Annotated in this window: 23 protein-coding genes and 1 riboswitch; of the genes, 13 read left to right on the top strand and 10 right to left on the bottom strand. The window is 65.4% G+C overall.

The genetic code is table 11. The annotated features are described in order from the left end of the window. Positions 1–18 precede the first annotated feature (18 nt). Both gltA and DI605_RS10445 read left to right on the top strand, forming a co-directional pair. Positions 19–1,302: a citrate synthase gene (gltA, locus tag DI605_RS10450; RefSeq protein ID WP_293973029.1), complete on the top strand. Its 1,284-nt coding sequence runs from the start codon at positions 19–21 to the stop codon at positions 1,300–1,302. 175 nt (positions 1,303–1,477) lie between these two features. Beyond that, on the top strand, positions 1,478–1,759 hold the full coding sequence (locus tag DI605_RS10445) for a DUF1467 family protein (RefSeq protein ID WP_293973026.1): 282 nt from the start codon (positions 1,478–1,480) through the stop codon (positions 1,757–1,759). Positions 1,760–1,809: 50 nt separating this feature from the next. Here the strand turns inward: DI605_RS10445 and DI605_RS10440 are convergent, their stop codons facing one another. After that, on the bottom strand, positions 1,810–2,496 hold the full coding sequence (locus DI605_RS10440) for a cyclic nucleotide-binding domain-containing protein (protein WP_293973023.1): 687 nt from the start codon (positions 2,494–2,496) through the stop codon (positions 1,810–1,812). Positions 2,497–2,884: 388 nt separating this feature from the next. Between DI605_RS10440 and leuA the strand changes: the two genes are divergently transcribed. The 3 genes from leuA to DI605_RS10425 all read left to right on the top strand — a co-directional run bounded on the left by leuA (position 2,885) and on the right by DI605_RS10425 (position 6,494). Continuing rightward, positions 2,885–4,555 carry a 2-isopropylmalate synthase gene (leuA, locus tag DI605_RS10435; protein WP_293973020.1) on the top strand — a complete coding sequence of 557 codons (1,671 nt, stop codon included), beginning with the start codon at positions 2,885–2,887 and terminating at the stop codon, positions 4,553–4,555. A 396-nt stretch (positions 4,556–4,951) separates the two neighbouring features. Continuing rightward, positions 4,952–5,863 carry a hypothetical protein gene (locus DI605_RS10430; RefSeq protein ID WP_293973017.1) on the top strand — a complete coding sequence of 304 codons (912 nt, stop codon included), beginning with the start codon at positions 4,952–4,954 and terminating at the stop codon, positions 5,861–5,863. Between the two features lie 49 nt (positions 5,864–5,912). After that, positions 5,913–6,494, top strand: coding sequence for a TIGR02281 family clan AA aspartic protease (locus tag DI605_RS10425; protein WP_293973014.1), 582 nt, complete (start codon positions 5,913–5,915; stop codon positions 6,492–6,494). Positions 6,495–6,742: 248 nt separating this feature from the next. Here DI605_RS10425 and DI605_RS10420 read toward each other — a convergent pair whose 3' ends face one another. Then, on the bottom strand, positions 6,743–7,417 hold the full coding sequence (locus DI605_RS10420) for a PEPxxWA-CTERM sorting domain-containing protein (RefSeq protein ID WP_293973011.1): 675 nt from the start codon (positions 7,415–7,417) through the stop codon (positions 6,743–6,745). A gap of 190 nt (positions 7,418–7,607) precedes the next feature. Between DI605_RS10420 and DI605_RS10415 the strand changes: the two genes are divergently transcribed. Then, positions 7,608–8,723, top strand: a complete 1,116-nt coding sequence (locus tag DI605_RS10415; RefSeq protein WP_293973395.1) for a mannose-1-phosphate guanylyltransferase/mannose-6-phosphate isomerase — start codon at positions 7,608–7,610, stop codon at positions 8,721–8,723. A 112-nt stretch (positions 8,724–8,835) separates the two neighbouring features. Here DI605_RS10415 and DI605_RS10410 read toward each other — a convergent pair whose 3' ends face one another. From DI605_RS10410 to DI605_RS10395, 4 genes are all read right to left on the bottom strand, one after another. Next, positions 8,836–9,474 (bottom strand): DUF4893 domain-containing protein, encoded by a 639-nt coding sequence (locus DI605_RS10410; protein ID WP_293973008.1) that lies wholly within the window; start codon positions 9,472–9,474, stop codon positions 8,836–8,838. A 67-nt stretch (positions 9,475–9,541) separates the two neighbouring features. Then, the gene (locus DI605_RS10405) at positions 9,542–10,141 is read right to left on the bottom strand and encodes an isoprenylcysteine carboxylmethyltransferase family protein (RefSeq protein WP_293973005.1); all 600 of its coding nucleotides are present in this window, start codon (positions 10,139–10,141) and stop codon (positions 9,542–9,544) included. Between the two features lie 70 nt (positions 10,142–10,211). Beyond that, positions 10,212–10,997: a 3-hydroxybutyrate dehydrogenase gene (locus tag DI605_RS10400; protein ID WP_293973003.1), complete on the bottom strand. Its 786-nt coding sequence runs from the start codon at positions 10,995–10,997 to the stop codon at positions 10,212–10,214. A gap of 33 nt (positions 10,998–11,030) precedes the next feature. Then, the gene (locus DI605_RS10395) at positions 11,031–12,161 is read right to left on the bottom strand and encodes a patatin-like phospholipase family protein (RefSeq protein WP_293973000.1); all 1,131 of its coding nucleotides are present in this window, start codon (positions 12,159–12,161) and stop codon (positions 11,031–11,033) included. 104 nt (positions 12,162–12,265) lie between these two features. Between DI605_RS10395 and DI605_RS10390 the strand changes: the two genes are divergently transcribed. Further along, positions 12,266–13,165: a neutral zinc metallopeptidase gene (locus DI605_RS10390; protein ID WP_293972997.1), complete on the top strand. Its 900-nt coding sequence runs from the start codon at positions 12,266–12,268 to the stop codon at positions 13,163–13,165. Positions 13,166–13,204: 39 nt separating this feature from the next. Here DI605_RS10390 and DI605_RS10385 read toward each other — a convergent pair whose 3' ends face one another. The 4 genes from DI605_RS10385 to DI605_RS10370 all read right to left on the bottom strand — a co-directional run bounded on the left by DI605_RS10385 (position 13,205) and on the right by DI605_RS10370 (position 16,846). Further along, positions 13,205–14,203, bottom strand: a complete 999-nt coding sequence (locus DI605_RS10385; protein WP_293972994.1) for a sodium:calcium antiporter — start codon at positions 14,201–14,203, stop codon at positions 13,205–13,207. Positions 14,204–14,205: 2 nt separating this feature from the next. After that, a riboswitch (yybP-ykoY riboswitch) is annotated at positions 14,206–14,366 on the bottom strand. Positions 14,367–14,475: 109 nt separating this feature from the next. Next, positions 14,476–15,210: a cytochrome b/b6 domain-containing protein gene (locus DI605_RS10380; protein ID WP_293972991.1), complete on the bottom strand. Its 735-nt coding sequence runs from the start codon at positions 15,208–15,210 to the stop codon at positions 14,476–14,478. Next, positions 15,207–15,665: a cytochrome c gene (locus tag DI605_RS10375; RefSeq protein ID WP_293972988.1), complete on the bottom strand. Its 459-nt coding sequence runs from the start codon at positions 15,663–15,665 to the stop codon at positions 15,207–15,209. Before DI605_RS10375 ends, DI605_RS10380 begins: the two co-directional genes overlap by 4 nt. A gap of 227 nt (positions 15,666–15,892) precedes the next feature. Beyond that, a complete protein-coding gene (locus tag DI605_RS10370; protein WP_293972986.1) occupies positions 15,893–16,846 on the bottom strand; it encodes a DUF2171 domain-containing protein in 954 nt (317 codons plus the stop codon). A gap of 241 nt (positions 16,847–17,087) precedes the next feature. On the opposite strand from DI605_RS10370, the gene rbfA reads away from it, so the two are divergent. The 6 genes from rbfA to rpsO are packed head-to-tail and all read left to right on the top strand — an operon-like array spanning position 17,088 to position 20,761. After that, a complete protein-coding gene (gene rbfA / locus DI605_RS10365) occupies positions 17,088–17,489 on the top strand; it encodes a 30S ribosome-binding factor RbfA (protein ID WP_293972984.1) in 402 nt (133 codons plus the stop codon). Then, a complete protein-coding gene (locus DI605_RS10360; protein WP_293972981.1) occupies positions 17,479–18,135 on the top strand; it encodes a hypothetical protein in 657 nt (218 codons plus the stop codon). The genes rbfA and DI605_RS10360 overlap by 11 nt, the downstream gene beginning before the upstream one ends. Continuing rightward, positions 18,132–18,695, top strand: coding sequence for a GNAT family protein (locus tag DI605_RS10355; RefSeq protein ID WP_293972978.1), 564 nt, complete (start codon positions 18,132–18,134; stop codon positions 18,693–18,695). Before DI605_RS10360 ends, DI605_RS10355 begins: the two co-directional genes overlap by 4 nt. Positions 18,696–18,703: 8 nt before the next feature. After that, on the top strand, positions 18,704–19,567 hold the full coding sequence (locus DI605_RS10350) for an alpha/beta fold hydrolase (protein ID WP_293972976.1): 864 nt from the start codon (positions 18,704–18,706) through the stop codon (positions 19,565–19,567). 11 nt (positions 19,568–19,578) lie between these two features. Next, entirely contained in the window at positions 19,579–20,484 is a 906-nt protein-coding gene (truB, locus tag DI605_RS10345; RefSeq protein WP_293973392.1) for a tRNA pseudouridine(55) synthase TruB, read from the top strand. 7 nt (positions 20,485–20,491) lie between these two features. Then, positions 20,492–20,761, top strand: a complete 270-nt coding sequence (rpsO, locus tag DI605_RS10340; protein ID WP_293972974.1) for a 30S ribosomal protein S15 — start codon at positions 20,492–20,494, stop codon at positions 20,759–20,761. Positions 20,762–20,803: the final 42 nt, after the last annotated feature.

The raw sequence follows: 20,803 nt of genomic DNA, 5'->3' as shown, positions 1-20,803 counted from the left end.
TTGAAGGAGAATATCGGCATGGGCGACACGAGCACGATCGGCCTTGGAGGCAAGAGCTTCGATTATCCGGTACGCTCGGGCAGTACGGGGCCCGATGTCGTCGATATCCGCAAATTCTATGCCGATACAGGCGCCTTCACCTACGATCCCGGCTTCACTTCCACCGCGAGCTGCGAATCGAAGATCACCTATATCGATGGCGATGCCGGCATCCTGCTGCACCGTGGCTATCCGATCGATCAGCTGGCCGAAAAGTCGAGCTTCATGGAGGTTTCCTACCTCCTCCTGAACGGCGAGCTGCCGACGAAGGACGAGCTGACCAACTTCACCTACACGATCAACCGCCACACGATGGTGCACGAGCAGATCGCGACCTTCTTCCGCGGTTTCCGTCGCGATGCGCATCCGATGGCGATCATGTGCGGCGTCGTGGGCGCGCTCTCCGCTTTCTATCACGATTCGACGGACATCGCCGATCCCGAACAGCGCAAGATCGCCAGCCACCGGCTGATCGCGAAGATCCCGACGCTGGCGGCGATGGCCTACAAATATTCGGTCGGCCAGCCCTTCCTCTATCCGGACAACAAGCTGAGCTACGCGGGCAATTTCCTGCGCATGACGTTCGGTGTGCCGGCCGAGGAATATGTGATCGATCCGGTCATCGAAGATGCGATGGACAAGATCTTCATCCTCCATGCCGATCATGAGCAGAACGCATCGACCTCCACGGTCCGTCTCGCCGGATCCTCGGGCGCGAACCCGTTCGCCTGCATCGCCGCCGGCATCGCCACCCTGTGGGGTCCGGCGCATGGCGGCGCGAACGAGGCCGCGCTCAACATGCTGCGCGAGATCGGCACGCCGGATCGCATTCCGGAATATATCGCCCGCGCCAAGAACAAGGACGATCCGTTCCGACTAATGGGCTTCGGCCATCGCGTGTACAAGAATTTCGATCCACGCGCGAAGGTGCTCTCCAAGGCGGCGACCGAAGTGCTCGACAAGCTGGGCATTTCCGATCCTGTTCTGGATACGGCACGCGAGCTGGAGCAGATCGCGCTCCACGATTCCTACTTCATCGACAAGAAGCTCTACCCGAACGTGGACTTCTATTCGGGTGTGATCCTTTCGGCGATCGGCTTCCCCACCTCGATGTTCACGGTTCTGTTCGCGCTGGCGCGTACCGCCGGCTGGATCGCGCAGTGGAGCGAGATGATCACCGATCCCGATCAGAAGATCGGCCGCCCGCGGCAGCTCTACACGGGCGCCACGCAGCGCGATTACGTTCCGCTCGACGCCCGCTGATCCCAAGGACCCGACGATCTCCCGTCATGCCGGACTTGTTCCGGCATCCCCGGTGCGGCATTCCCGAGCGATCGGGATCGCCGCCCGGTAGGCCCCGGATCCTCTCCGGGGTGACGGGGAGCGGGTCTCGCTTCCATCCGGTTCCGGCGGCCATCGGCTTCGTGGATTCCGCCCCATGCGTTTCAGCTCGATCATCGCCATCTATTCGCTGTTCTGGGCGCTGAGCTTCTTCTTCGTTCTGCCCTTCCGCCTCCAGCGCAAGGATGCCCCGCCGGCGCCGACGATCCCCGGCGAGATGCATGGCGCGCCCCCCAGCTTCAGCTTCGGCCGCACGAGTTTCTGGACGACGATCGTCGCCGCCGTGCTGTTCGGGCTGTTCTATCTCAATTATGTGATGGGCTGGCTTCCGGCCGAGGCCTTCGATTTCGTGCCCCGCAGCCTGATAGAGGGACGATAGCGTCCTTGCGGCAACCAGGGCGACACTCAGGAGGCCCGATCGCCCCTGGCTCACACCGCTGCGTGCAGCGCCGCTTCCATCGATACCATGCGCTGATTCGCCAGCCTCAGCTTGTCGCGCAGGTCGCCCGCGAAGGCCGCCTCCAGGATCGCCCGATAATCGGGATAGAGCGCCAGGAAGGAATGAAGCGAATCCGCCGTGGCGCACCAGAAGCGCGCAGGCGTCTTGAGCGAGACGCTCGCCGTGGCGGGTCCACCGGCCAGCACGGTGATCTCACCGAAGAAATGGCCCGGCCCGCTCGTCGCCAGTTCACGCCCGCCCGAGGAGACCGAAACCTCGCCCTCGCTCAGATAGAAAAGATGAGTCGCCGGCGCGCCTTCCTGCAGCAGGGATTCCCCGGCCTTTCCGGACATCCACAGCCCCTGATCCAGCAGATGGCGCACGGTCGTCCGCGGGATGGAAGAAAAGCAGCGTTCCACCATCGCCACCTCCTCGGCCGAAAGCCGCACCTTGCTGCCCCAGTTGATCGAGAAGAGCGTCTTGGCCGCGCTGATCGTCATCAGCGCGCCGCATACCATCGCGGCGCCGAAACCGCGCCCGTGCAGGATCACGTAAGCGAGCCCGGCGGCGCCCACCACGGCAAGCGCCCCACGCAGATAGAGGGTGGTGCGCGGGATGGACGTCAGCGCCAGCAACAGCGCCGAACCGAACAACAGGTTCGCCATCGTGAAAACCATTCGCCCAGCCCCCTTCGGCAACGCACAATAGCGCGACCTTCGCCCCCTAGCGAGTCGAAGCTATGCGACGCGGTGCGCCATTGCCCGTCCGAAGCGACGAAAATATCATCGCGGGCGACCAAGGCGGTAACGGAACGTCCGCCGGGCGGCCACGCTTCCCGCCTCCATCCCTTGCGTCGGGGCTGGACGGCGCCCCCCAAGCGCATTATGCGCCCGATCCGATATGATGGCTGCCCGCGCCCTCCTGCTTACGCTTCGACTTACGCGCCCTTAGGCGCGTCTATCGCTGGGCAGGCCATCGCGCCGCCTTCGACCGCCTAAGGGGATCATCGCCGCGCCGGATGCGGAGTCCATGCGCCATCACGCCCGTTTGACGTCGAGACCATCAATGCCTTTGCTGAGTGACCCTTCGACCAAGTATCGCCCCTTCCCCCAGATCGACCTGCCCGATCGCCAATGGCCCTCCCGGACCATCACCAGGGCGCCGCGCTGGCTTTCCACCGACATGCGCGACGGCAATCAGGCGCTGATCGATCCGATGAACGAGGAGAAGAAGAGCCGCTTCTTCGAACTGCTCGTGAAGGTGGGCGTGAAGGAGATCGAGGTCGGCTTCCCCTCTGCCGGAGCCACCGAATTTGATTTCATCTCCGGCCTGATCCGCAAGGGCGCGATCCCTGACGACGTGACCATCCAGGTGCTCACGCAATCGCGCCGCGACCTGATCGAAAAGAGCTTCGAGAGCCTTCAGGGCGCGCGCGCCGCGATCGTGCACCTCTACAATGCCGTATCGCCGGCATGGCGACAGATCGTGTTCGACATGTCGCGTGGCCAGATTCGCGACATCGCCGTCAATGGCGCGAAGATCCTGCGCGACGAGGCCGCGAAGCAGCCGAATACGGAATGGCATTTCGAATATAGCCCGGAGACCTTCTCCACCGCCGAGCTGGATTTCAGCGTCGAAGTCTGCGCAGCCGTGATGGACGTGCTGCGCCCGACGCCTGAAAATCCGCTGATCCTGAACCTGCCCGCCACGGTGGAAGCTGCAACGCCCAACATCTATGCCGATCAGATCGAGTGGTTCTGCCGCAACGTGCCGAACCGCGACAGCGTCGTCATCTCACTCCACACGCATAATGATCGCGGCACCGGCGTCGCGGCGGCCGAACTGGGGCTGATGGCGGGTGCCGACCGCGTCGAGGGCTGTCTGCTCGGCAATGGCGAGCGGACGGGCAATTGCGATCTCGTGACGGTTGCGCTCAACATGTACACGCAGGGCGTTCACCCCGGTCTCGATCTCTCGGACATCGACGAGATCGTGAACACCGTGAACTATTGCACCAACATTCCGGTTCACCCGCGCACGCCCTATGCGGGCGATCTGGTGTTCACCGCCTTCTCGGGCAGCCATCAGGACGCGATCAAGAAGGGCTTCGCCGCGCAGGAAAAGCGCAATGACGGGCTGTGGAACGTCCCCTATCTGCCGATCGATCCCGCCGATCTGGGGCGCAGCTACGAGGCGGTGATCCGCGTCAATTCGCAATCGGGCAAGGGTGGCGTCGCCTGGGTGATCGAACAGGACAAGGGCCTGAAGCTGCCCAAGCGCCTGCAGGCCGATTTCAGCCGCGTCGTCCAGGCCCTGGCCGACAGGACGAGCAGTGAACTGGATGCCGGCGATATCTGGGGAGCGTTCGAATCGCATTATCGCCTCGTGGGCCCGCAGCCCTACGAGCTTGTCTCCTATGAGGAGCAGCATGCTGGCCGCGATCGCATCTTCGTCGGCCGGGTACGGCATCAGGGTGAGGAAAAATCGATCAGTGGGCGCGGCAACGGCCTTTTGTCCGGCGTGCTGGCGGCGTTGCGTGAGGGCTTCTCGCTGGATCTCGATATCGTCGACTATTCGGAGCACGCGATCGGCGCGGGCGGCAATGTGCAGGCCGCGGCCTATGTGGAGGTACGCACGCCTGCCGGCGGCACCGTCTTCGGCGTGGGCGTCGATGCCGACGTGGCAACCGCGTCCGTCCGGGCCTTGCTGAGTGCGGCGGCGTCCGCCCAAAGCTGAACCGACTGCTCCGGGCCGCCGCATTCATCGCGAAAGACGGGCGGCCCGGCGCAACGGAGGACGGGAATCCAACATTGCTTGGTGATGATTTCCCGTAAATTCCATAGTCTGGCGAGGTAACCATTTCTTACAACACATCGTTGCAGAATGATCTATTGGAACGGCGCCTGTCGGGTGCGCGATCCGGGACGATCATGGGGAACGATCGTCCGTCTGTCGCGGGGGAGTGAATATGGGCCGTTTCCGCGAAGACGCATCCGGATGGATCCCCGCCTCTGAGGCACGGGCGGGAACTGCCCGGTGACATCCATCGCGAATTTTCCGGCTCCAGCGACCCGCACCCCTCCCGCACGGCGCCGCCGGATATCGTTCCGGCTTGTAATTCTTTGGCTGTGGGTGCTCGTCGTCGTCCTGTATTTCGCGTGGGAAGCGGCCGCCTATCGCGGATTCTTCGCGCGGCTCGCCGAATGGCAGTTCGATCGCCTCGGCCAGGACCTTCCGACCTTCAATTTCTGCCTGCTGACGATGGCCCTTTCCTGGCCGGCCCTGCTGATCCTACGCCGCCGCCATGTTTCGCGCGATGAAGCCGGCGGGAATGAACGCGCATCCAACGCAACCGACGAAGATCTGGACGACGAGGAATGGGAGCGTGAAGCCCAGCTCGCGCTCTTTTCGGCCCAGGATTACATGCATTTCCTGCTGGGCTTCGGCGCTGCCTTGGGCATCGCCGCGCTGATCGCCCTGCTCTGGACCTTCACCCTGCCCAACGGCAAGGAGCCTGCGCGAAGCTTCACCCCATCGATGCTGAACGCGCCGGAACCCGAGGAAGGCTCCGCCCGGATCGAGGGCGCCGTTCGCTACGGGCGCATCGCCTCCTTCAACCGCGGCATCCTGTTCTTCAATCGCACGGCACTGTTCGCCCCGATCATCCCGCCGAAGGGTGGCGACGGGCATGTTCGCTACTTCGTCGAATTCCTGCCCGTGGAACGGCCGGATATCAGCGAGGGCGCGACGATCAGCCACCGCACCGGCATTCTCGTCCGGTCCGATCTGCCGGGCGCGCTCGTCCGCCTCTATCGCTATCTCGGCTATCATCCTGTCGAGCATTATTACGTGCTCTACGCGTCGGCCGCGACGATCCGCTGGCCCTATTACATCATCGCCGCGCAATTCCTGCTGGGCGGCCTCCTGTTCGCCGCGACCGGGCTCGGCCAATGGCGGCACGTCCGCAAGCTGCGTGACGATCTCGATTATTATCGGTCGGCGGAATGGGAGGAGTTGGAAGAAACAGGGTTACAGCCCCGTTAACTTTGCCGGGATACCGAATGTTTGAAGGCGGCACAGCATAAGCCGCCTCATGATGTATCAGGTGCTTTCCGTTCCGATCGCCATCGCTGCCTTTGCCGGCGGCTATTATGCGAATGTCGCCCCATCGGTATATCCGCATACACCGGATCTGGCGGAGCGCGCGCAGGCCCCGATGCAGGCCGCCATGGCACGCGACGTAGGCGTGGTGAACGACGCCAACGAGGCGCTCATCATCGAGCCGGAGGAAGCCGGAAGCCGCCATATCGCGCGTTCCAGCGACGGCCTTTTCTACGTTCATGCCATGGTCAACGGGCAGCGCGTGCGCTTCCTCGTCGATACTGGCGCCAGTGTGGTCGTTCTCAGCGCCGCCGATGCGCGCGCGGTGGGCGCGATGCCGGCATCCGGCGGCTATAATGCCCGCATGTCCACGGCGGGCGGCAGCCGGCCCATGGCGTGGACGAAGCTCGGCCATGTGCGCATCGCGGGCCATGACGTGCGCGGCGTTACCGCAGCCGTCGTCAATGGCGGCCCGGGTGTCTCGCTGCTGGGCCAGAATCTTCTCTCGAAGCTGGGCGGGCTGCATATCGACGGCGATCGCCTCGAATTCGAACGCGCGGACACGATCGACTGACAATGCGGGGCGTGCGCCAGACGATGGCGCGCGCGGCAAACGGCTGAACCCGATCCACGCCGCTTCGGCGTGCGCCACGATCTTCAGCCCGGCAATCGGACAGCCGCCTTGGGCGCAGGGTGCGCACCCCGGCTTCCAGCGCATATCCGAAAACCTGCCGATTCTGCCCCTCGCAAGAGGGACCTATATACGTGATTGCCTCAATCTGAGGCCCAAACTCCCGCCCTGGAGAGTGCAGGCCCGGCCGGTCAGGCCGTCTTGGCCGGTCGCTGGCCGCGACGGCGACGGATAACCGGCTTGAGCTGGAGCCGGCGGCGACGTTCCACCTGCCGCAGCAGACCACCCACCGCACCGAAGCCGAGGATCAGCATCGCCCAGGTCGCTGGCTCCGGCACCACGCCCGCATCGATGGGCGGCGTCGTTGGGAACGTATCCTGAAGGTTCGGCGTCGTCGGCGTGCTGACGCCCAGTTGCTCCGGCGGCGTGATGAATGCCGGCGCCGATTGGCTCAGCGGATTGCTACCCGTCGAATCGCTGGCGTCCGCGACCGTCACGGGCGGAAGCGCATTGCCGAAGCTCAATGGCTCCTGGGCAGGCCCCTCACCCTCGCCAGGCTCCCAGTCGATCGCGTCGATCAGGCGGCGGCGGACATCTCGCGAAGGCGCGGTGACATCGAACGGACTGAGCGAGGAAACAGAGCGGACATCGCGCAGGCGCGGCCCGAGATTCTGCAGGCCGGCCGGCGACGTGACGGCGATGAAGGCCTTCGCGGTGGCCGACAGGCCATCCAGGCCAACCGGACGGAAAATGCCGCGCTCGTTGGTAACGGCCGTGCCCACGACGATGAAGCCGGCGATGAGCCAGCCATTCATCAGCAGATGGCGGCGCTGTTCGCGGCGCAGCATCGGTATCGTGTCAGCCATTCCCACAAGCCTTTCGCAACACAGTCGCAGTCAAATATAGACTGTGCGTAGCCGCATCATACTCAAAATTTGTAAATATCGAAAGTCATCGATCGTATCGGGCGGATCGCGCCCTGAAAGCCGATCGCACCTTGTGCAACGGGCCGGCCGCATTAACGTTGTACGGAGAACAGGTTTGCCCTGTTTACCAATGCGCCTTCGGGAGAAATTAAGCATGATAAGACCCGTGATCCTTTCGGGAGGGTCCGGGACGCGGCTGTGGCCGATGTCCCGATCCGAGCGGCCGAAGCAGCTGCTTTCCCTCACGGATTCGGAAACCATGCTGCAACTGACCGCACGCCGCACGATGACGCGGCCGGGCTATGCCAGCCCGATCGTGGTCGCCAACGCGGCGCATGCGGGGGAGATCGAGCGCCAGCTGGGCCAGATCGGCATTATCGATGCGGAAATCGTTCTGGAGCCGGCCGCGCGCAACACCGCGCCCGCCATCGCGCTGGCGGCGCTCGCCGCTGATCCGGCGGACATGCTGTTGGTGATGCCCAGCGATCATGTGATCGAGAATGTGGATGCCTTCATGGCAGCCGTCGCCGCTGCGATACCGCTGTGCGCGCAGGGCTGGTTCGCCACATTCGGCATCACGCCCGATGCCCCGGAAACGGGCTATGGCTATATCCGGCGTGGCGAGGAACTGGCTCCCGGGGTCAACAGGGTGGAGCGTTTCGTCGAGAAGCCGGATGTCGAGACGGCGCGCTCCTATCTGGCATCGGGCGATTATAGCTGGAATGGCGGAATCTTCCTCTTCACCGCCGGCTCCTATCTCGGTGCGCTCGGCCGGCTGGAGCCGGCGATGCTCGCCGCCGCGACAGAGGGCATGGGAAAAGCCCGGCGCGAGGGCGGCCTCATTTATCCGGACGCCCTGGCTTTCGGCGCCTCGCCCAGCGAGTCGGTCGACTATGCGGTGATGGAGAAGGTCGATCGGGTGGCTGTCGTCCCCGTCAACATGGGCTGGTCGGACCTCGGCAGCTGGGATGCGCTCCATGCCATCGCCCCGCGCGATGCGGCGAACAATGCGCGCCATGGCGAGGTGATCGCCATCGATACATCGGGGTGCCTGCTCCGCACGGATGGGCCCCTGATGGCCGCCGTCGGCATCAAGGATCTGATCGTGATCGCGACAGGCGATGCCGTGCTGATCCTGCCACGCGGATCGAGCCAGGACGTGAAGCGCGCGATCGAAGCGCTAAAGCGTGAAGGGCATATCACGCTGGACCGCTTCACCGCGGTCAAGGCGGCACTCGAAGGCTGAGACCATGGCGGGCGGGGGACATTCCGGTGGCCCCGTCCGTCTGCCCGTCCGGGAACTGGTCGAACGTCCGGAGCCACTCCCTGGCTTCCGTCTTGCTCGAGCCTCTGCCGCCCTATCCCGGTTGTGGCACCGATCTGCTTGCCTTCGGGACAAGCTCGACGATGTCGCATTGGGATTCCCATTCGGGCTGGGGCAATATCATCCGCCACCGTTGCGGCCCGATCCGCTCGAGCAGCCCCACCATGTTACGATCATCGTCACGACCATAATCCAGCGCGCGCGGCTCATCGCTGAGCGACATGGCGCCCAGAAAGATCAGCCGTGTCGCATCGAAGGGCCAGAGCAGCCCGTTCGGACGCTGGGGACCATCCAGCTTGGCGATGCGGCCCGCCGAAATCCGGCATGAGCCGGCGGGATAGGAAGCATAAGCCGGGCCGATCGGCCCCTTCCTGCCCAGCTTGATCATCCGGCAATCATAGTCGCCATCGGGAATGATCGGATTTTCCAGCCCCGCATCGGGATCCAGAAGCACGCCCTCTTTCGCGATGGCAGCGGCGTTTCCCGCCGCTTTCGCCTGATCGAGCCCCAGCACCCAGGCATCCCGCCAGTTGCGCAGGCGGATGCGATCCGGGCGTGTGATGACGACGCGCCACGCATCGGCACCGGCAGCCATCCCGGCCGCAAGCGCGACAGGCGCCCCCACCGTAAGCGGGGCCAGGACGACAGCAGCGAGAAGAGTGGCGGCCCGCACCCCTCCAGCCTAACCGCCACGCGCGGCTTTACAATGGCCTTGCGGCGATCTGCGGCCGGAAAGCCCGCTATCGCGCGGGTGGCGCGAACGGCACCAGCATCGGCACGCGACGGCGATAGGCGGAATAGGCCTGCTCGCCGAGTTCCTCGGTGAGAAAGTGCTCCTCCAGCCGGGCCTTCAGCGAATAGCCCAGGATCATCAGCGCGAAGCCCGCCAGCGCGATCGGCGAGCCCTTGGCGATCGCAATCGCGGCGGAGGCCATCAACAATGCGGTGTAGATGGGGTGACGCACAAGGGCGTAGGGTCCGGTTTCGACGAGGCGATGCCCCTCCTTGCGCACCACGGCCGCAGACCATAGCCGCCCGAGCGTGATCCGCGCCCAGATGGCCAAGGTAAGCCCCCCCGCCGCCAGCGCGACCAGCAGCCAGCCGAGCGAAGGCGGCACCCGCCAAAGAGGCCGCACGAAAGGCGTCCAGCTCAATCCGTGAGCCGTCCGCCGGAAAGCGCCATCAACGAACATGCAGGCGAAAGCGAGGATGTTGATGAGCCGATAAGGCGCCTGCCGGCGGACCGCCGCCGCGCGGCACGTGCGATCCGCCCACAGGCCAAGCGCGATCCAGACCACACCCCACAAGGCCCAGACGCCAATGATGGCCTTCACGAACATGCCCGCCTCCACAGAGGCTCAAGTGTATTGTTCTTATACTACACTTGCAAGGACCGGAAATCGGCGGAGATCAGCCCGCCGTCCAGCCGCCGTCGATCGACATGTTGCTGCCGGTGATCTGGGCTGATTCGTCCCTGCACAGATGCAGCGCCATCGCCGCCACCTGCTCCACCGTCACGAATTGCTTGGTCGGCTGCCCGGCGAGCAGCACATCGTTCATCACCTGCTCGCGCGTCATTCCCCGCGCCTTCATCGTATCGGGGATCTGCTTTTCGACGAGCGGGGTCCACACATAGCCGGGCGAGATGCAATTGGCGGTGATGCCGAAGGTCGCGAGTTCCAGCGCGGCCGTCTTGGTGAAGCCGGCAATGCCGTGCTTGGCGCTCACATAGGCGCTCTTGAAGGGCGAGGCGACGAGCGAATGGGCCGAGGCGGTGAAGATCAGCCGCCCCCACTTCTTCGCCTTCATGCCGGGGATCGCCGCGCGCGTCAGGTGGAAAGCAGAGGAGAGATTGATCGCGATGATCTGATCCCATTTCTCGATCGGAAAATCCTCGATCGGGGAAACGAACTGCACGCCCGCATTGGCGATCACGATATCAGGGCCGCCCAGTTCCGCCGCGCACCGCGCGACCATGGCGGCGATCTGCTCCGGCTTGGACATGTCGGCCGCATCGTAGAGCGCCGCCGCGCCGCTTGCGGCGGCCAGCGCCGCGCGCTCGGTTTCGATCGCGTCGGCCTCGCCAAAGCCGTTGATCATCACCGCGGCACCTTCCGCCGCCAGCGCCTTGGCATAAGCGAGGCCGATGCCGGAGGTGGAGCCGGTGACGAGCGCGGTCTTGCCCTTGAGGAACATGGGTCTGTCTCTCCTGTGCGAAACGATGTCGGGTTAGCGGGGGGCCAGATCGAAGGCGGCGGTCCTGCCGTCGAGGATGTTGCGCGCCAGCACGGCCGATTGGGTCATCGTATCGGCCACGGCCGCCCGGCCGGCCGCCCAATGCTCCCGCATCGTCCGCGCCGAAAATTCATAATCGCGCGATCCGCCTTCCCAGGCATTGGCGCGGTAGATGAGCTGGACGAGGCTCAGCGCGCATTCGTTGGCGAGGGCATCGAGCTTCGCGACATCGGGATCGTCCCTCAGGGCGGGCGGCAGCTTGGCCAGCACGTTGCGGATCGCCTCGCGCTCACGCCGCAGCCGCAGCACCATGTCCGAAACCTGCCGGGTGCGGCTGGAAAACTGGATCTCCTTGGCGCGGGCGAGCACATCCGTGATCGTCTTCGGCCGGGCGGGATTGGCGGCGGAGAACAGGTCCACCTGGAAGACGAGCATGTCTTCCTCCTGATGATCCAGAATGTGCGTCAGCGGCGTATTGGAAACGAGGCCGCCATCCCACCACCATTTGCCGTCAATCTCCACCGGCGGCAGGCCGGGCGGCAGCGCGCCGGAGGCCATGATATGGCGCGCGTCGATCCGCATCTCCGTCGTATCGAAGAAGCTGAAATTGCCGCTCTCCATCTCGACCGCGCCTACCGACAGCCGCACCGGCCCATGGTTCAGCAAATCCCAGTCGACCAGCCGGTCCAGCGTGCGGCGGAGCGGAGCGCTGTCATAGAAGCTCAGCGCCTCGCACGAACCCGGCAGCGCGAGGAAGGGCGGCAGCCAGCGCGGCGCGAACATGCCCGGCACGCCCGTCGTCGCGACGACGGCGGCCGACCATTCGTGCAGGGCCTCCCGACTGCTATCCCCATCCATCAGCGGAAACATCGGCAGGCTGGAGGAGGTTTCCTCCCAAAAGGCTTCCAGCGCCGCCATCCGCCGGCCAGGCGGATTGCCCGCGATCAGCGCAGCGTTGATCGCGCCGATCGAAATGCCCGCGACCCAATCGATGCCGATGCCACGCTCTTCCAGCCCTTCGAACACGCCGACCTGAAAGGAGCCGAGTGCGCCGCCTCCCTGCAGAACGAGTGCCACCTTTTCGGGCAGCGGCAGCGGGCGGGCGACGGGGTCTGCTTCAGCCATGGCGGTGTAGCTAGACGATGCTTTCGGCGCCGTGAAGCGCAAGGCTTGCAACCACGACGCCTCCGGACGCATTCATGCCCAAACGATCCAGTCAGGAAGATGTGATGCGCCTCGACGATTATCGGGATAGCGACAATGTCGAGCAGCAGAGCGGCGGAGGCGGCGGCGGCGGCTTTGGTGGTGGCGGAGGCGGCGGGCTGGGTCTGCTGTTCGGCCTGATCGGCAGCCGATTCGGCATCGGCGGCATCCTCGTCCTTGCCGTGGGCATGATGCTGTTCGGCATGAACCCGCTGTCCCTTCTGGGGGGCGGTGGCGCACCGCAACAGGCGCGGATCGAACAGAAGAGCGCGGCGCAGGTCTGCTCCGCCGATCCCGCGCACCGCTTCTCGTGCCGCGTGCTCGCCAGCACCGAGGATACATGGGCGAAGCTCTTTGCCGCGCAAGGCGAGAAATATACGCCCACCATCCTCAGCTTCTATGACGGCAGCGGCTCTTCGGGCTGCGGCGCGGCCCAATCGGCGATGGGCCCCTTTTACTGCCCCACCGATCGCAAGGTCTATCTCGACACCAGCTTCTTCGATGAACTGAGCAACCGCTTCAAGGCGGCCGGCGATTTCGCCCAGGCCTATGTGATCGCGCACGAAGTGGGTCACCATGTGCAGAACCTCACGGGCATCGCGGCCAAGGTGCGCTCCGGACAGCAGCAGACCAACGAGGCCGGCGGCAACGCGCTACAGGTGCGCATGGAATTGCAGGCGGATTGCTATGCCGGGGTCTGGGCGGCGAACAATCGCGACAGGCTGGAGCCCGGCGATATCGAGGAAGGCATGCGCGCGGCGCAGGCGATCGGCGACGATACGCTCCAGCGCTCGGCCGGCCGCACGCCGATGCCCGACAGCTTCACCCACGGCACGTCCGCCGAGCGGATGGCCTGGCTTAAGCGCGGGCTGGACAGCGGCGATCCCGCCCAGTGCGATACGTTCACGGGATCGATCGATCGCTGATCGGCCGACCCCCGCCTTTCCGCGAGGCTGCCGGCTGGCTCACGCCAGCAGCAGCAGCCCCACGAACGCCACGTAGAACAGCGCCATCCCGGCCAGCATCCGCCGGGATATCACCCCACGCGAGAAGGCGATCAGCATCGTCAGGATCGCCGCCGCCGTCACGCCCGCGGAAAGCAGCAGTTCGTGCCCCAGCAGCCAGGGTGTGAAGAACAGGCCGAAGGCGGTCGGGATCGTCGCCTGGATCATCATCGCGCCGGATATGTTGGCGAGCGCCAGGCGATATTTGCCCTGCCGCACCCAGATGATCGCGTTCATCGTTTCGGGCAGTTCCGTCGCGATCGGGCTGAGCAGCAGGGCGACCAGCTGCGGCCTGAGGCCCAAGGCCGGGCCAATCACCTCCAGCTGGCCTACGAAGGTACGCGAGGCGAGGAAGATCACGATCAGCGCCAAGCCGGTCTGCAACAGCGCCAGCGACGTGTGCGGCGTCTCCGCCCCCGGCTGGAAGCGAAGCGGCTCCATCTCCTCTTCCTCGAAGCTGCTCTCGCCGCGCATCTCGCGCAGGACATAGACACCGTAGGCGGCGAGAAAGAACAGGCCGGTCCAGCCCTTGCCGGCGAACAGCAGGATGCCGAGAGCGACCTTGATCGCGAACAGCACGAGAAACCAGGCCTGATCGTCCCGCAGCCCGCGAAAATCGGCGCGGACCCCGTCGGTGTGCGGAAAGCGCTGCCGGGTCAGCAGCAGGACGACGCCCACCGTGGCGTAAGCGATGGTTGAAAGCGCGAGCGGGCCGCCCAGAGCGGCGCCGACGCCGAGATCCTTCGATGCCGCGCTCGCGCCGAACGCGACGGCGACGAGGGTCACCACGCTTTCGGGCAGCGCCGTGCCGAAGGCCGCGAGCACCGTGCCCGTCGCCTGCGTGCCGACGGAAAGCTTGCGCCCCGCCCATTCGACGCCGTTCACGAAATACTCGCACGACAGATAGATGATGATCGCGGAACCGAGAAGCAGGAGGATCGGCAGGATCAGGCTCGGCATCGAATATTCCAGGGGCCGGAGACGCACATGAACCGGCCGTCGCCCGACCCCGGACGCCCGCCGATCCATGGTCTCGCCAAGCTGATGCCGCACGCGCCATGGGCCGGAGCCCAAGTTTGTTGACGCGCGCCCCGTATCGTCGGGCGGCTACTCCCCAAGGAGGACCGCGCCTCTGACGCAGGGGGCGATGCTCGTCAAGCTTTTGCGTCGGCCGGGCCTGCCAATCACGCCCCCCTTACCCCCCTCTGCCGCTTTACCGCCGGGACGGAGGCTCAGGCCCGCCGCAGATCCGGCATAGCAAAGGCGAAGGGATCGCTGGGCGGGGGCGGCTTCACGCCGGGAATGGGGGCGCCCTTGCTCACCCACCAGGCCAGCGCCGCCGCCAGCAGGATCGCCAGCGACAGCCGCCAGAGCGGCGCGAAACGCGGCTGACGCACCGCGCCGGTGAACCGGCGATAGCCCGTCACCATCGGCGCGATCAGATTATCCCGCTTCACGACGAGATAGAAGAGCACCGCCAGAATGTGCAGCGCCACGAAGCCGAGCAGCAGATTGAAGATCAGCCCGTGCCAGTGCCGCGCCTTATCCGCCGTTTCGTAGGAAACCCAGATGGCGAGCGGCCCGGACTCCAGCCCGTCCACATCCTGCGTCACGAGCCCGACGCAGACCTGCGCCGCAAGCAGACCCAGCAGCGCGATCACGCTGAGCGCACCGACCGGATTATGCCCGACAGCCGGCCCCGCTTTGCCCCGCGCATAGGCCAGGATCGCGCCAGGCCCCTTCACGAACCGCGTGAAGCGCGCCGTATCCGGCCCGATGAAGCCCCAGAGGATGCGGAAGGCCACCAACGCCAGCAGCACGAGGCCCAGCCGCATGTGCCAGTCCATCGCGCCCTTCTTGAAAGTCCACCACTGCAACGGCAGCAGGATCACGAACGCCCAGTGGCAGATGCGGACGGGCCAGTCCCAGAGCCGGACGCGCAGGCCGGCTCCGGAACCGTCGCTCACGATTCGCGCTCGCGGAAGGTCTGGTGGCAGCCCTTGCAGGTCTGGCCGAGGGCGCCGGCCGAAGCCTTGATCTCATCGACATTGCCCTTCGTGGCGGCCGCGCTGAAGGCCTTGGCGGCATCGGCCAGCTTCTTGCTGTCCGCATCGAATTCGGCGCGCTGCTGCCAGATCGTCGGCAGCGCGCCGGTCTTCACGCCCACTTCCTTGCCAGAGCCCTTGGGGAACCAGCCGCCCACCTTGGGGGCCTGCATCGCGATCACCGCCGCATTGGTGCGGATCAGGCCGACGTCCGGCGTCGCCTTCAGATTGTCGCTGATCGCCTTGAAGGCCTTGCCCATCTGCTTCAGGCCCTGCTGGCGCGTGGTGATGATATCGGCGGGTGCCGCCGCGACGGAGAAGGAAACCAATGCTCCCGATGCGATGAGAGCGTAACGTACGGCTTTCCCGATGAGCATTTCTTCCTCCCGAATGACGAACGCACAATAGCGACACCGTGGCGTTATTCACCCTCGAAATCGCGCGAAATATTTCAGTGGTGCGACAAATCCCGCACCTCTTTTGAGGATGATGCCACAGATTCCCCCGTTTTGCGCCAGCCGGGATATTGCGTAGCCGGTCCGGCCACGAAAAAAAGGCCCGGCCTTGCGGCCGAGCCTTTCCTCCTTACCGGGGCATCGGAGCCTCAATAGGTGCCCGAAAAGCTCCGGTTGAGATTGACATCGCGATCGTCGTCGCGGCCGCCGAACAGGACGCCGGCGTTCCGATCCTCATCACGCCAATGGGCCTTGGCCTGATCCGCCGTCTTGCTGATCGTGATCTTGTCGTCGACCGACTGGATCCACGAAGACGGGATCGAGTGGTGATGGCCGCGCGCATTCTGATCGCTCTTGGTCAGCTTGATGCGATCGCCGCGCACATGATCGACGACGCCGACATGCTGGCCATCGGACCCGACCACCTCCTGATGCTCCTCCGCCTTGGAGAGAAGATCGCGCTGGCCCTGCCGTGCGGTGCGCCAGCTATGAAATTCATTGTCGAATTTCTGCTGATGCTCGCGCCGATATTCATCATAGTCGCGGTCAAACTGGCCGATCTGGCGATCCCGCCACGAATTGTAGCCGGGATCCCGGGCCCAATCCTCACGATCATGGCCCGCGCCCAGGCCCCAGTTGCCGGTCGCGCCGGCACCACGGCCCGCCCCATAATCGCTGGGCGAATAGCCACCACCGATATCGCCATAGGGGGAGAAGCCATAGGCCGGACCGGAATAACCAGATCCATAGGGTGCATAGCGGCCGCCCTCACGATAACGCGCATCGGCCCGGTTTTCGTAGCGCACGTCATTCCGCTCGTCGGCGCGGCGGCGGCGCTCCGCATCCTCATCGCCGAACCAGGAGCGAACTTCGTCACCCGCGCGATCGAAGAACCCGCGATCCTGATAGTCGTAACCGCGTGGATCGCGCCCATGGTGGCTGCGGCCGTAATCGCTCCGGTCGTCGAAACGATTCTGCCGATAATCGCTGTCATCGCTGCGGGTCTGATAGGTTCGGCCCTGGGTCGGGCCATAGCGGCCGCGATCCTCGCCATAGGTGCCGTAGCCGCCGCCGTAGCGACGATCGTTACGCTCGTAACCCATTCTATCCTCCTGGATTTTCTCTCCACGAAGCGCCGGTCTCGATCTGCCTGCGTCGTGGGGAAAGAACCTCCGAGGCGGGTGGCTTGTTCCTCTTGCTGCTGGGCGCGAGCGGCCGTTGCGACGGGCCGGGCTCTGCATGGAACAGGCTGCGGGACGGCAGATGTCGCCGCCATCGTATCGCAATGTAACCGCATGCAGCACCCCCTCGCCAAGGGGCGCCGGCATCTCTAGGAAGTCCGTCATGCGTACGAACCAGACCGGCGAGGGCCGCTCCGTGCGCCTGCTTCGCGTGGGCGAACAGGTGCGCCACAAATTGGCGGATATATTGATGCGCGGCGACGTGCATGACGATGTGCTCGCGAGCCATCCCGTTTCCGTCACCGAAGTTCGGATGTCTCCCGATCTGCGCCACGCAATGGTGTTCGTGAAGCCGATGCTGGGCCGCGACGAGGCGATCGTGCTCAAGGCGCTGCGCACCAACACCGCTTATCTGCAGAGCGAGATCGCCAAGGCGGTGAACCTCAAATATGCGGCGAAGCTGCGCTTCGAGCTGGACGAGAGCTTCGACGAGGGTGCCCGTATCGACGCGTTGCTCAATTCGCCAACCGTGAAGCGGGATCTGGATGAAGACGATGATGCTTAAGCGCGCCGCTCTCGCCGCCCCCCTGCTCGCGCTCATGCTGTCGGGCTGCGGCGGCGCCAAGGGAGGCGAGCTGGATACGGATGGCAAGATCGTCCGCTCGGTGCTCACGCTGCTGGCATCGGACGGCAAGCCGCTGTGCGTGGAGCGCATCACCTATGGCAGTCCGCTCGTCCAGTATCGCGTGGCGCGGCGCGGCCGGCTGGAACGTTATTATGCGCTGGAATGGTATCCGCCGACGCCTTTCCGCCCGCCCGCCATGCCCACCCAGGCGGAACTGCGCGAAGATGTCGCTGCCGAGCGCCGCGCGGACATACCCGAGCCGCCTGTGCGCAAGGACATGCTGCCGCGCGACCAGCGCTCGCTGATCGATGGGCAGGCCTTCGCCATTTCCGAAGCGGCTGTCGCCACCCATGTGGCCATGATCAAGGACAGCTGGGCACCGAAGAACGTCCATGCGCGCTGGTGGCCGGGCAAGGATGCCTCCGTCGGCTGCACCGCGCAGTTCGTGCTCTCCGGCGTGAAGCGCAACGATCACATCGCCTTCGTAGCGGTGCGCGTCTATCACTGGGGCACGCTCTACGCGCTCGAGCCGGACGGCAAGGGCGACTGGAAGGTGACGGCCCAGTGGGGGAGCTGGATGTATTGAGCGCAACGCTGGCTCTCCCGCCCGCGCGTGACGGAATCACCCTGGCACCGCTCGCGGAAGAGCATCGCGAAGCATTGAAGGCGGTCTGCGCCGAGGATCTCGATATCTGGGAGATCTATCCGGTCAATTTCGGGCCGGACGGCTTCGATGCATCTTTCGACGCGCTCTTCGCCCGCGCCGATCGCATGATCTTCGCGATTCACGATGGCGATACGCTGATCGGCATGACCGGCTACATCATCGATCGCCTCGCCAGCCAGACGGTGGAGATCGGCAATTCCTATATCCGCCCCTCAGCGCGCGGCACGGGGCTCAACGGCCGGCTCAAGCGGCTCATGATCGATCACGCCTTCGCCTGCGGCATGCGCCGGGTGGAACTGCGCGCGGATGTTCGCAATGCCCGATCCTGCGCGGCGATCGTCAAGGTTGGTGGCGTGCTGGACGGGATATTGCGCGAGGAGCGCATCACCTGGACGGGCTTCGTGCGGGATACGTGCGTCTTTTCGATCCTCGCGCGCGAATGGCCGGCCTCTGGAGTGGCGCGCCCGGATCGCGCATAAGCCCCGCCATGTTCAAAGCCGCCGTCCCCGCCCTCGCCCTTCTGGGCGCAAGCCCGCTCGCCGCCTCGCTGCCGCCGGCCGCGATCGTCTTCGATCCCACGCCGGATCCGGCCGCACCCGCTTCGATGAAGGCCTTCGTTCTGCCCAGCCACGGCAGCGGCCTGAACGCCGTTTTCTACAAGGCCAGCGGCGCCGGCCCGCACCCAACCCTGCTGCTGCTGCACGGCTTTCCCGGCAACGAACAGAATCTCGATCTGGCGCAGGCCGCGCGCCGCGCCGGCTGGCATGTGCTGACGCTCCATTATCGGGGAAGCTGGGGCAGCCGGGGCGACTTCTCCTTCCACCATTGTGCGGAGGATGCCCAAGCCGCCCTCGCATGGCTGCGCGCGCAGGGCGCGGCCGGGGGCATCGCCACCTCCCGCATCGTCGTCGCCGGTCATTCCATGGGAGGCATGATGGCGGCCTTCGCGGCCGCGCGCGATCCCGATGTGATGGGCACCGTACTGATCGACCCTTGGGACATCGCCGCGACCGGTCGTTCCTTCGCCGATCCCGCCGCGAAGAAGGAGTTCATCGAGGGTGAATTGCGCGGCGATCTGCCGCCTCTCGCCGGCACGAGCGAGGCCGCTCTGGTGACGGAGATCGAAACGGCGGGCGCCGATCTCGATCTGGCCGAAACCGCGAAGAATATCGGCAAGCGCCCGCTGCTGGTGATCGGGGCGGAACGGGCTCTCGCGCCCACCGCACGCACCGTCGCGGCGGCCGCCGGCCCAGCCGCGCGGCTTGTCGTGATGCCCACCGATCACAGCTTCTCCGATCATCGCATAGCACTCGCCAACGCGCTCCTCGGCTTCCTGCAGGATCGCCGGTGAGTGCGAACAAGATGCCGCTTCATGGCTGGCTGATCCTCGACAAGCCGCTCGGCCTGGGTTCGACGCAGGGCGTATCCGCCGCCAAGCGGGCGCTGCGCACCGCCGGCCACCCCAAGGCGCGCGTGGGCCATGGCGGCACGCTGGATCCGCTGGCGACGGGTGTGCTCCCCATCGCGATCGGCGAGGCGACCAAGCTCGCCGGCCGGATGCTCGACAGCGACAAGGTTTATGATTTCACGATCCGCTTCGGCGTGCAGACCTCGACGCTGGATGCCGAGGGTGAGGCCGTGGCGGAAAGCGACGCGCGCCCCTCACTGGCCGACATCGAGGCGATCCTGCCCCGCTTCACCGGGCCGATCGAGCAGGTGCCGCCTGCCTATTCGGCGCTGAAGGTGGATGGAAAGCGGGCCTATGCGCTGGCGCGTGCGGGCGAAGACGTGGTGCTGGCGACAAGGGCGGTGACGATCCATTCCCTTGCAATCGTACCCGTCGGCGGCGGGGGCCGATTGGAGGAGATCACCCTCTCCGCCTCCGTCTCCAAGGGCACCTATATCCGCAGCCTGGCGCGCGATATCGCGCTGGCGCTCGGCACGGTCGGCCACGTCACGATGCTCCGCCGCACCAAGGCCGGCCCCTTCACCCTCGCCCACGCGATATCGCTGGACAAATTGGACGAGGCCGCTAAGGGGGCGTCGCTGCAGGAGCTGCTCCTGCCGCTGACGGCTGGACTGGACGACATCCCGGTCCTCGCCGTCTCCCCCGATCAGGCCATCGCGCTCCGCCAGGGACGCAGGCTCGTCGGGATCGCAGCGCCACCGGGTCTCCATCTCGCGATCGACGGCACCACGCCCGTCGCCCTCGTCGAAATGGAACAGGACGTGAAGGTGGTGCGCGGCTTCAACCTGATGTCGGAGTGAAAAGACGATGACGATTACCGCAGAGCGCAAGGCCGAGATCATCAAGGACAACGCCCAGAGCGAGGGCGACACCGGCTCCCCCGAGGTGCAGGTCGCGATCCTCACCGAGCGCATCGTCAACCTGACCGAGCATTTCAAGACCCACGCGAAGGACAATCATTCGCGCCGCGGTCTGCTGACGATGGTGAACAACCGTCGCAGCCTGCTCGATTATCTCAAGAAGAAGGACGCCGCCCGCTACAGCGCACTGATCGCGAAGCTCGGCCTCCGCAAGTAATCTGAAGGGCGCCTCCGGGCGCCCTTCTCATATCTGCCGCCA

Source organism: Sphingomonas sp. (assembly GCF_003248515.1).
Classification (GTDB): domain Bacteria; phylum Pseudomonadota; class Alphaproteobacteria; order Sphingomonadales; family Sphingomonadaceae; genus Sphingomonas_I.
The sequence above is the reverse complement of the archived record's forward strand: the minus strand, read 5'-3'. Positions and strand labels throughout refer to the sequence as shown.